Below are 12,739 nucleotides of genomic sequence, written 5' to 3' on the forward strand. Positions count from 1 at the left end.
GAAACTAGTACTTTTACTCTCAACCCTATTTTTAGTACAGGTCGCCGCAAATACCTATGCGCAAAGCACCAGGCTAAATTTAAACCTCAAACAATCGACTCTCAAATCGGCCTTAAAGGAAATTGAATCTCAAACAGAATTTTCCTTTTTCTATAACGACGATGAGATAGACATGAATCAATTGGTTAGTATTCATGCAAAAAACGAAAATCTGGAATCCATCCTTACCCGTATGTTGCCCAACTGCCAATATGTGATTGAAAATAAAAAAGTAATTTTAATTCCCAAGGCAAAAAACCTGTTGAATGCCCCTATGAATAATCAACAGGATAATAGAGTAAGTGGTACAATTACAGACAATACCGGAGAACCTATACCGGGTGCCAGCGTCAGTCTGAAAGGAACGAGCCAAGGGGTGATTACCGATATCGATGGGAATTATCAACTTGTCGTGCCGGCAAATGCCACGCTTGAGATTTCTTATATAGGATATAAATCACAGGTTATTTCCGTAAATGGAAGAAACCAGATCCATATTATCATGGAAGAAGACACACAACTGGTAGACGAAGTTGTCGTTGTCGGTTTTGCCAAGCAGAAAAAAGCGAACCTAACCGGTTCGGTCAGTGCGGTCAAAGTTGGTGAGATATTGGGAGACCGCCCGATAACTACCGCCGGTAATATTCTTCAGGGAACCATACCCGGTCTTCAGGCTACAGTTTCTTCCGGTCAGCCCGGATCGGGATACTCCTTTAATATCCGCGGTGAGACCAGTATCAATGGGGGTTCTCCGCTGATCGTAGTCGATAACGTTCCTTATGCCGGAGCTATAGAATTGATTAACCCGGACGATATCGAGTCAATCACCGTATTGAAAGACGGGGGTGCCGCAGCAATTTACGGTTCCCGTTCCACTTTCGGGGTAATCCTTATCACAACAAAAGGAGCCTCTTTGGAACAGAAATTCCAATTAGACTACCGCAACAACTTCACCTTCACCAACCCCTTCGAACTACCGGTAAAAGCCAGTCCGATGGATGCTATGCAAGCATTCAAAGACATGGGATTGTCTTCCGTTTACACCGGGCATAACGTAGACGAATGGATGGGATACCTTACTACGTATAACAGCAATCCGTCTATGTATCCCAACGGATATGTTATCAATGAACAAGGTACGCGTTACTCTTTAAGGGAGTCGGATATATTGGGAGATTTCTTCGGTACAGGATTTGAACAAAAACATGATATCACTGCCAGTGGCGGTTCAAAAAGCCATTCTTACCGTATTTCTTTCGGTTATACAAACCAGGATGGGGTAATGGCCTCTAACAAAGACCGTTTCGAGCGGTATAACTTCCGTAGCTACACGAATGCCAAACTTACGAATTGGTTAACCGGACAGGTGGATGTCAGCTATATAAAATCAGAGAACACTACACCTAACAGAGCCGATTATCAATGGGCTGTTGCTTATCCATCGTATGTGGAAATGGTAGATCTGGATATCAACGGAGAACTTGTTCCGGCAGGTAGCCCGGCTAATCAGGCGAAACTGGGAGGAAAGAATGTGAATGCCCGCAATCAGAGTCGTATTACAGGTAAATTGATTGCGAATCCGTTGGAGGGACTTGTGTTGAATGCCGAATACACGTACGATGACCTGCGTCGCACACAAAAAAATCATAGTAAGACAATACGTGTCACCAATCCTCCCAAATACGAAGCGGAGACACATAATTCCATACCCTCTTTGTCGAAGACAGAATACAAAACAATGCTTTCCGTATGGAACATTTATGGTTCGTATACCCGTGAATTCAACAAACATAACCTGACCGGATTATTAGGATTCAATCAGGAAGTATATGATTACGAATGGGTAACAAGCACTGGTAAAGATTTTATCAGCAACCAAATGCCTTCATTCAACCTGGCACAGGAATGGGATCCTATCACAGACGGTTACACACAATATAGTCTGAGAGGTTATTTCGGTCGTATCAATTACGACTACAACAATAGGTACTTATTGGAACTAAACGGCCGTTATGACGGATCTTCCAAATTCCCTTCCGGACACCGCTGGGGATTCTTCCCTTCCGTATCCGTTGCCTGGAGAATAATGCAGGAGCCTTTTATGGAATCATTCTTAGATTATGTTCCTGAATTCAAAGTCAGAGCCTCTTACAGTACAATCGGTAACCAGAATGTAAGCGCTTATCAGTTTAACCCGAGCATGGGAGGTTCAAAAGCCGTATGGATCGCTGACGGCACGCGTCCAAACACGCTGGGAGCTCCCGGATTAGTATCCGACAACTTCACATGGGAAACCGTAGAAAGCTACAACCTGGGATTTGATATCAGCCTGTTACGCAATCGCTTCCAGGCAAACGTTGACTTATATCAACGGAATACCCGTGATATGTTGACTGATGCTATTGAACTACCGGCTGTTGTTGGAGCAAGCGCACCCAAACAAAACGTAGCCAACCTGAGCTCCAAAGGTTTTGAATTGGAATTCAAATGGAACGATCAGATTGGTAAAGTACGTTATCATATTGGGGTCAACCTGTATAACTATAATTCCAAAATCACTAAATATAGTAACGAGACAGGTCTGTTCTACCAACAAAACAGTGCTCAGGATGCCAAACGTTACCGGGAAGGTATGAAAGTGGGTGAAATATGGGGATACACCTTCGACCGCTTCTATCAGGAAAACGATTTCGTCGATGGAAAACTGAAAGAAGGAATCGCTTATGTAAGAGGAAGAACACCTAAACCGGGTGATGTCCTGTTTGTCGATCATGACGGTGATGGTATGATCACTACCGGAGCCATGACAACGGAAGATCCGGGCGACCAAAAGATCATTGGTAACAGCTCTTTAAAGCTTCAATATGGTATTCATGGAGGACTCTCCTGGAATAATATCGCCTTCTCTTTCATCATGCAGGGAGTAGGAAAACGAGATATGTGGTTAAGCAACTACCTGACCCAGCCTTTCCAATACGAATATGGAACTATATATGCTCACCAACTGAATTACTGGACACCGACCAATACGAATCCGGAGTACCCCCGCTTGTATCCGACAGGATCACGTGACGGTAACTACGCGTCAAACTTCAGCCGTTCGGATAAATACCTGATAAATGGTGCTTACCTGCACGTGAAAAACCTATCCCTTTCTTACACATTGCCGCGTACACTGGTAAGTAAAATAGGATTAGACAATATCCGTGTCTATGGAACAGTAGAAAATCCATTTATATTCAATCATATGCCGGAAGGATTAGACCCAACGCTTTCAGGAGGAGGCAGTGGTTTAGGATATCCATTGATGCGTTCCTACTCAGTCGGATTCAGTTTCTCATTGTAAAATCTTAAAAACAATATAAAGATGAAAAATAGAAAAAATAAACTATCCACATTGGTAATCATCTGCTTTACCACCCTGTTTTTAGGAGGATGCTCGGATGATTTCTTAGTCAAATATCCGTTGGATAAATTAACCGAAGAGACTGCTTTTGTGACGTATGATAACTTCCTTACCTATTCATGGGGATTCTATGGTAGATTTGGAGGATTTTACACAGGAGGTAATAGTGGTACATATACCACCCCTCATAACGAAACAGAGATTCATTCCGACAATTTCAATAAATCCCAATCGGGACAATTCTCTCCCTATAAATACCAGACAAAAGCGGAGGTGTCAACCAGTTCCAGTTATAGCGATCCGTACACCTATATCCGGCGTGCCAATATCATGTTGCAGAATATAGATGGTGCCCAGATGTCGGAAACAGAGAAAAAGCACTGGCGCAGTGTCGGACTCTTTTTCCGTTCGATGGAATATTACAGTCTGCTTCGCAACTATGGAGGCGTAATATGGATAGACAAGGTTATAGGCGACAGTGATACCGATGTTTACTTTGGAGCAAGAAGCAGTCGGGATGAAGTGGCTAAAAACATCTTGGACGACCTGCTTTATGCCGAAGCGAACATCAAAGAAGCCGGAGACGGAAATAACACGGTGAACGTACATGTGGTACGTGCTTTACTCTCACGCTTCACATTGTTTGAAGGCACATGGCGTAAATATCATGGCTTATCAAACGCAGAAACCTATCTGAACACCTGTGAGACAATGTCGAAAAAGCTGATCGACGCTTTCCCGAATGTATTGTCTAGTTATGATGATCTCTACAATTCGGAAGACCTTCCGGTAGGAGCTTCCAGCGGAGTGATCCTGGCACGTAAGTATTCGAAAATGGTAGCCGATGGTGCTCACAGTATCGGTCGTGTGATCCGTACTTCCGCCTGGTATTACGACCTGACGAAGGATGCGGTAGAGAGTTATCTATGTACGGATGGTAAGCCTATTGGCAGCAGTACGGTGTATGAAGGAGACGAGAATATGAACACGGAATTTCGTAACCGTGACCGTCGTCTTTATTATACGGTTATGCCTCCTTATAAGATTAAGATCACCGGTCCTGCCGGTACTTCCGTCAGAGATGACCAATGGGAATATACCGACGATCCCCTAAACCGGGAATATATCGATCTGATGAAAACCATCACGAAGGAGAATGGGAAATATCTGCCTGTACGTAACTTTGCCGGATATATGACCCATGCCAGTCCGCACTTCCGCGGATTCCCCAATGGACAAGGCTTTATTGTCGGTGAACTGGGTTATTACTACTGGAAGTATTACAACCGCCACGAAGATGGAATGGATTTAAGAGCATCGACACAGAATTATCCGATATACCGTATAGGTGAGATTATGTTGAATTATGCAGAGGTAATGTTCGAACTTGGTAAATTCAACCAGGGAGTTGCCGACCTTACGATCAACAAACTACGTACCCGTGCCGCCATGCCTGCGATGAAGGTCAGTGAAATCACTGCCGATTTTGATCCGGCACGCGATCAGACGATCGACCCTGTGCTTTGGGAAATCCGTCGCGAACGTCGCGTTGAATTGATGGGAGACGGATTCCGTTTCGATGACCTCAAACGTTGGAAAAAAGGAAACTATGTCGACAAACGTGCCCTTGGTGTACGTGTAAAGAATGCCGACTACGGTAACAAACTGACATTGGTCAATGGTTCAAAAGAAGGAAAAGACGTTGCCGAAGGAAATGTAGTATACTTTGGAGAACCGGCAGGCTGGTTAGATAAATATTATCTGGAGCCAATCCCCATCAAAGAACAGGTACTAAATCCCAACCTGGAACAAAATCCGGGATGGAAAGATTACCGTGGGACAAACGGAGAATAACAACATAATCAACATGTATGCCGAGTCACGTATCAATGACTAATTCGAATACACCTTTATTAGACTAAAATACGATGAACAAAGATACAAGGGAGGAATAAAGAGGGTTTATCCCCTCTCCTCCCTGTATCTTTTTACTTTTTCAGACAAAGAATTATGAAGAATAAATATGTATACACAACTCTCCTATCGACTACGGCCGTATCCTGCCTGTTTGCAGCCGAAAAGGAGAAAAAAGAGACAGTAACACCCAATATCGTGATTATCTATTGCGATGATCTGGGGTATGGAGATATAGGTATCACCGGACATCCGGATATCAAAACACCGAATCTGGACCGGATGGCAACAAACGGAATCCGTTTCACCAATTACTACAGCGCCTCCCCGGCATCAACAGCCAGCCGATATGCCTTGTTGACAGGTCGTTATCCGCCGCGTGCCGGTTTCCGTTGGGTGTTGAATCCCGACTCCGAACAAGGTATTCATCCCCAAGAGGTAACCTTGGCTGAAGCATTAAAAGAAAAGGGCTATGCAACAGCGATGTTCGGCAAATGGCATTTGGGCAGTACAAAGAAAGAATACCTGCCTTTGCAGAACGGGTTCGATGAATGGGTTGGTTTTCCGTATAGCAACGATATGCTTCCTCCCAAATACCAGGACATCGCACTGATGTGTGGCAATGACACGTTGGAATTGAATCCCGATCAATCTTTTCTGACAGAGATGTTTACTGAAAAAGCGACCTCTTTTATCCGGGAGAACAAAGAAAAGCCCTTCTTTCTGTATGTCCCCTACTCCATGCCGCACACCCCTCTGTATCCTGGGAAAGCATTCTTGGGAAAATCCAAACGGGGACTGTATGGCGATGCCGTCGAAGAGATCGACTGGGGTGTAGGACAGATACTGGAGACATTGCGTGAAGCCGGTGTAGAAAAGAACACGATTGTATGGTTCGCCAGCGACAATGGTCCCTGGGTCATCCAAAACGAAAAAGGAGGATCCGCCGGACTTTTCCGCGATGGCAAAGGAAGCACCTGGGAAGGCGGTATGCGTGTCCCTTGCTTTGTGAGCTGGCCTGGCCGTCTCGCTCCACAAATAAATGAAGCCATAGTAACTTCTATGGATATCTTTGTCACTTCCGTTTACATGGGAGGAGGTACAGTACCCGACGATCGGGCGATAGACGGTGAAAACATTGCTTCCTATCTGGGATATACTCAAATGCCTACAAAAGAAGAAGATACTCCTTTCTTCTATTTCGGCATCAACCACCAGTTGATGGCAGTCCGGAAAGGAGAATGGAAACTGCATGTCAAAACGTACAGTCAACTAAACATCGACTACTACAACGGCAAACTACCTCTGTTATTTAATATATACACTGATCCTTCCGAGAAATATGACCTGGCAGACAAACACCCTGAAATCGTCCGGGAACTGACTCTGTTATTGGAGGAGAAAAAGAAAGAAGTAGAGACAACCGGTAGTTGGAAATAAAATTGCCGACAATCGTCGGCAAAATTGCTGATATTCGTCGACACAATTGCTGATATATGTCGGCAATTGTGCCGATATATATCAGCAATTTTATTTCCCGCCAAATTTTATTTCCTGGGCACAACTCTCTTGGGAAAGATTCGTTAAAGCAAATGCAATGAAAATCAATCCAAATTATATACTTTTGTGACTCAAAGAAATAAATCATGAATCTTATCAGTCGCTTTTTGTGTATCATTGGCCTTTGTTTATTCAGTTTTTCCTCTGTCGTATGGGCAGACTGGCGGGACAAAACGGACTTGCTCGTGTATTCTCCCCGCTACTTCGGCCCCAATGCTTTTCCCATACCGGAACTACGCTCCGGCCTGGTCGGTTCTCGCATAGAAGCAGAAGTCAGAGGTGAATACCATTATTACACAGGCGACAAAACAAAAGATATATACGGAAGAGTACTTCTCCCCTTCGTCAAAGGCAGAGCCGGCGTAGAAGTTAGTTTTGTGTTTAAAGAAGACTATAAAATGACGCCGGAAACACGGGACGAACGCAACGCAATAGAAACAGAAAGTCCTATTTCATATAATGGTGATATTGTGGTAACCTCCTTTTTTCAACTCTTGCGCAGTGAGAAATGGGTGGACGCCATGGTGAGTATCAACCTAAAGACAGCCAGTGGCGGACGTTTATGTGATGCCCGGCATACAGATGCTGCTTCCTATTGGTTTGATATGACCCTGGGAAAAAATCTGTTTGTAAGTAAAGACAAACATTTCTCTTTGCGGGCGCAAGCCATGATGGGCTTTTATTGCTGGATGACAAACGACAGGGTGCACCGGCAGAATGATGCCATTTCGTATGGAGGAGGGCTTACCGGCACCTACCGAAACGTCACGTTATCCACGGATATTTCCGGCTTTCATGGATACGAAAACAATGGAGACAGGCCGATGATATGGCGCAACAACCTACGGTATGAGATCAAAAAGAATATCCTCTCTTTCCGGTATAACCGGGGCATGAAAGACCGGTTGTACGATACCTATTCTTTGGCTTATATCCGCTGTTTTTAAAGATTCAATTGGTAACCTTAAAAATCATCTAATATGAAAACATTACTCATTATTTTATCGTTCGTATGTTGTTTTTCTGCATGTAACAAACAACAAAAGGCAGAGGAAGAAAAGTGGATATCCCTCTTTAACGGAGAGAATCTGGAAGGATGGACTGTGAAAATCACCGGCTATCCGGCAGGTGAGAACTTCGGCAACACCTTTCGTGTGGAAGACGGATTGATGAAAGTACGCTACGATGCTTACGATACATTCAACGAACGTTTTGGCCATATCTATACCGATAAATCTTATTCGCACTACAAACTGCGGGTCGAGTATCGCTTTGTCGGAGAACAGGTCACCGGTGGACCGGGATGGGCTATCCGCAACAGTGGAGCCATGTTGCATTCCCAAGATCCCCATACCATGCACCTGGATCAGGACTTTCCGGTATCCATTGAAGCACAAATGCTGGGAGGTGACGGTGAAAACGAACGTTCGACCGGGAACCTATGTACACCGGGAACAGAGGTCTATATCGAAGGAGTACCATACACCGGCCATTGTGCCTCCTCTACGTCTAAAACATACCATGGAGATCAATGGGTTACGATGGATATGATCGTATTAGGCGACAGCATAGTACACCATGTGATCGAAGGAGACACCATCATGACATATACACATATTACAGTGGGAGGTGGCAACGTAAGCCCTGCCCCCAATGTTGCTCCAGGCCCATTGAAAGAAGGACGTATCTCCCTTCAGTCGGAAGGACATCCGGTGGATTTCCGCAAAGTCGAATTAGTCGATTTGAGCCATCAATATAAATAAATAAAATCCATTGAGGAGAAAGACGAACTTTTTGCGGATTAATGATTATTAATACGCCCTGTCTTTCTCCTTACATGAAAAAACATACCTTTGCACGCTGTAAATCCGGACGGAAAAATGGGAGATTTATGGGTAAGGTATGGTGTAATATAGGTATTTTCATTTGGCTGCAAATTGTGGTCGGCTTCACTTTCACGCATGCTCAATCGGTTACTTCTGTATCAGGTATTGTGAAAGATTCTCTCTCCGGAGAACCTTTAGCGTATGCCTCGGTTTTGTTTGAAAAATCAACGATCGGTGTCATGACTGACGACCAGGGGGCTTTCAAGATACAAAATGACAAAGACTTCACCCGGTTGGTGATAAGTACGCTGGGATACGAAACAAAAATACTGGAATTGAAAGCCGGAAGCAAAAATGATTTTCCGGACATTTTATTGCAACCTTCCTCTTTTAACATTTCTGAAGTTACCATTAATCCGTTAAAAGAAAAATATAGCCGTAAAAACAATCCGGCGGTCGAATTGATTCAAAAAGTGATTGACCATAAGAACGACAACCGTATTGAATCAAAAGATCAATATCAAACAGAAATATACGAGAAACTGACACTCTCTTTAGACAACTTCAACCCCAATCTGGATAAGGGGATTATGAAGAAATTAAAGTTTGTCAAAAACTATGTAGATACTTCCGAATTTAACGGTAAGCCCATCCTTACACTCTCTGTCCGGGAAACATTGGCTGATTATTATTACAAAAAAAGTCCGAAAACGGAGAAAACAATCGTCAAAGCCAAACAACAGCAGGGAATAGACCAAACCCTGGATGACAGCGGTACTCTTTCGGCCAACCTGGAAGAGATATTCAAAGGAGTGAATATATTTGATAATAACATCAATATTCTTCTGAACCGCTTTGTCAGTCCTCTCTCCTCCTCCCTGGCTACCTCCTATTATAAATATTACATAATGGATACCCTGAAGGTGTCTGGAGATGAATGCATTGACCTGGCTTTTGTACCTGTCAACAGTCAGAGTTATGGATTTACCGGAAGATTATATATTACACTGGATGGAAACTACTCTGTCAAAAAATGCTTATTGAATACCCCGCGTCATATCAACCTGAACTGGGTGGATCAACTGCGTATCGAGCAGGAGTTTAAACGGGCGCCGGATGATACATGGGTATTAAACACAGAAAATACGTATATCAATTTTTACCTTATCAAAGGTGCGCAACAGTTATATGCGCACCAGGTCAGGAACTTTGACAAATATAATTTTCATCCCCAGGCAGACTCTATCTTCGGATTATTGGGAGCCAAACATATACTGGCCGAAGCCAATCATCAAGCCGATACCTTTTGGGTAAACAACAGGCATATCCCCTTGCGGGAAAAGGAGAGTGCGTTGAACGACTTGTTGACGGAATTCCGCAAAGTACCGGCATTCAATGCAATTATCAAGATGGTTGAGATTTTAATTACCGGATATATCCCTACCAAACCGGATAAAAAAGAAAGCCAGTTCGACATAGGGCCGATGAATACGACATTCAGTACGAATAAATTGGAAGGCTTTCGTTTCCGTATAGGAGGTATGACGACTGCCAACCTTCACCCCCAGTGGTTCGCCAGTGGTTATATGGCTTATGGATTAAATGACCGGAAACTGAAATACAATGCCCAGCTCACATATAGCTTTACGAAAAAAGAATATCACGAAAAAGAAAGCCCGGTAAATAATCTTTCGCTTATACAGGAATATGATGTGTATACGCCCGGACAAGACTTTTTGTTTACCAGCAAAGACAATATGTTCGTGGCCTGGAAAGTGGGCGAGCCGGTCACCCAAATGCAGTATATTCGTAAAACAATGCTGCAATACGACAAAGAATGGTTGAACGGCCTTTCCCTCAAAGGATGGTTGCGCAATGAAAACAATGAGGCTGCCGGTACCCTGCAGTATAATAAATACATGGAAGACGGCTCTCTTTTTCATATAAAAGACTATACCACCTCCGAACTGGGGTTGCAATTACGCTTTGCCCCGGGTGAGCGGGCCTACAACAGCCGGTTTGGCAAAGAGTCGCCTATAAATCTCTCCAAAGATGCTCCTATCTTTAAAATCTCCCATCAAATAGGGTTGAAGGGGGTGCTGGGAGGAGACTTTCACTACAACCATACGGAGGTAAGTGCGGAGAAGCGGATATGGTTATCTTCTTTCGGACATATCGACTTGAATGTAAAGGCCGGCAAAGTATGGGATCAGGTGCCTTTCCCTTTATTGATCCTTCCCAACACCAACCAGTCGATCACTATCCAGCCGGAGACATTTGCTATGATGCGGGCATTGGAGTTTGTGACCGATCAATATGCCTCTTTCTATTTCACCTACTACCTGAAAGGATGGATATTGAACAGGGTACCTCTTATCAAATGGTTTAAATTGCGGGAAGTCATTTCTGTAAGCGGAGTATATGGCGGATTAACGGATAAAAACAATCCGGAAATAAACCCTACCGGCATGTTCAAATTACCGGATGGCACCCGTCCATTGGGAGATACTCCTTATATAGAAGCTAGTATTGGGCTGGAGAACATATTTAAGATTTTACGCATTGACTACTACCGCCGTCTCACTTATTTAAATGAGCCGAACATCAAAAAAGGAGGAGTCCGGATCGCCCTGCGCTTTTCATTCTAATCTAGAGGACTTTGAAAACAAGACAAACAGAAGATAAATATATTCAACATACAGCCAATGTATGGGCTTTGCTTCCGTTGGCTGTATTTCTATTGACGTATCTTGTGGTATCTATTCTTGCCGGTGATTTTTACAAAATGCCTATTACCGTCGCTTTCTTCATAGCCTCAACAGTAGCCATCTCTATATCCAAAGGAGGAAAACTAGCCAACCGGATTGAACAATACTGCCGGGGAGCAGCCAACAGCAATATCATGTTAATGGTATTAATCTTTATCCTCGCCGGTGCTTTTGCCCAGACAGCCATGCAGATGGGAGCAGTAGAAGCAACAGTAAACCTGGCCATGTCTTTCCTGCCCGGCAACCTATTGGCTGTCGGCATCTTTGTGGCCTCTTGTTTTATATCCATCTCTGTAGGTACTTCCGTGGGTACCATTGTCGCTTTAGCACCTGTTGCTGTGGGTATTGCTGCCAAAGCGGGTATGCCGGAAGCTTTGATGCTCGGTGTCGTGGTGAGTGGTGCTATGTTCGGCGACAACCTCTCCTTCATCTCCGATACCACCATTGTGGCCACCCGTACACAGGGATGTAATATGTCCGATAAATTCAAGGTAAACGTACGCATAGCCCTGCCCGTTGCTATCGTAACAGGTATAATCTATCTATTCGTCGGACAAGGTGCAGAGAATACCTATATACCGGAAACGATTGAATGGATCAAAGTGCTGCCTTACCTGGTCGTATTGATTACTGCTGTCTGTGGCATACATGTCATGGTCGTCCTTTTTATCGGCATCCTATTGTCCGGTATTGTGGGATTGATGACGAATAGTTTGGATATATGGGGCTGGAATATGGCTATGGGGAACGGAATAACCCATATGGGTGAATTAATCATTGTCACCCTCCTGGCTGGCGGTATGTTGGAAATGATCCGCTACAATGGAGGGATTGATTGGATCATTTTGAAGTTAACTTCTCATATTCGCTCCTCCAAAGGGGCTGAGATGAGTATTGCCGGACTTGTGGGTTTTGCCAATCTATGTACGGCCAATAATACGATAGCACTTATCATGTCCGGCCCTATCGCCAAAGACATTATAGACAGATTCCACGTAGATCCACGCAGAAGTGCAAGTATTCTTGATATCTACTCCTGTTTTGTACAAGGGATTATCCCTTACGGTGCCCAGTTACTCATGGCTGCCGGATTGGGTAATCTGTCTCCGATAGAGATCATGCAATATCTCTACTACCCTTACTTATTGGGAATAGGGGGATTATTGGCCATTCTTTTCCGGTATCCCCGCCGATACAGTTGACTCAAACTAAGAAACAGTACAGCC

7 protein-coding genes are annotated in these 12,739 nt (G+C 44.0%); all 7 read left to right on the plus strand.

The window, feature by feature from the left end; all coding sequences use genetic code 11:
- The first annotated feature begins 172 nt into the window (after positions 1–172).
- The 7 genes from D0T51_RS00760 to D0T51_RS00790 all read left to right on the plus strand — a co-directional run bounded on the left by D0T51_RS00760 (position 173) and on the right by D0T51_RS00790 (position 12,715).
- A complete protein-coding gene (locus D0T51_RS00760; protein WP_163723912.1) occupies positions 173–3,385 on the plus strand; it encodes a TonB-dependent receptor in 3,213 nt (1,070 codons plus the stop codon).
- A 21-nt stretch (positions 3,386–3,406) separates the two neighbouring features.
- On the plus strand, positions 3,407–5,299 hold the full coding sequence (locus D0T51_RS00765; RefSeq protein WP_163723914.1) for a RagB/SusD family nutrient uptake outer membrane protein: 1,893 nt from the start codon (positions 3,407–3,409) through the stop codon (positions 5,297–5,299).
- Between the two features lie 156 nt (positions 5,300–5,455).
- Positions 5,456–6,799 (plus strand): sulfatase, encoded by a 1,344-nt coding sequence (locus D0T51_RS00770; RefSeq protein WP_163723916.1) that lies wholly within the window; start codon positions 5,456–5,458, stop codon positions 6,797–6,799.
- Positions 6,800–7,005: 206 nt separating this feature from the next.
- On the plus strand, positions 7,006–7,866 hold the full coding sequence (locus tag D0T51_RS00775; protein ID WP_163723918.1) for a hypothetical protein: 861 nt from the start codon (positions 7,006–7,008) through the stop codon (positions 7,864–7,866).
- Between the two features lie 33 nt (positions 7,867–7,899).
- Positions 7,900–8,682, plus strand: a complete 783-nt coding sequence (locus tag D0T51_RS00780; protein ID WP_163723920.1) for a DUF1080 domain-containing protein — start codon at positions 7,900–7,902, stop codon at positions 8,680–8,682.
- Positions 8,683–8,810: 128 nt separating this feature from the next.
- Positions 8,811–11,393 (plus strand): DUF5686 and carboxypeptidase-like regulatory domain-containing protein, encoded by a 2,583-nt coding sequence (locus D0T51_RS00785; protein WP_163723922.1) that lies wholly within the window; start codon positions 8,811–8,813, stop codon positions 11,391–11,393.
- Between the two features lie 11 nt (positions 11,394–11,404).
- On the plus strand, positions 11,405–12,715 hold the full coding sequence (locus D0T51_RS00790) for a Na+/H+ antiporter NhaC family protein (protein WP_203583289.1): 1,311 nt from the start codon (positions 11,405–11,407) through the stop codon (positions 12,713–12,715).
- The last annotated feature ends 24 nt before the right edge of the window (positions 12,716–12,739 follow it).

Origin of the sequence: Parabacteroides sp. 52, from assembly GCF_010500925.1 — a bacterium.
Classification (GTDB): Bacteria; Bacteroidota; Bacteroidia; order Bacteroidales; family Tannerellaceae; genus QVMG01.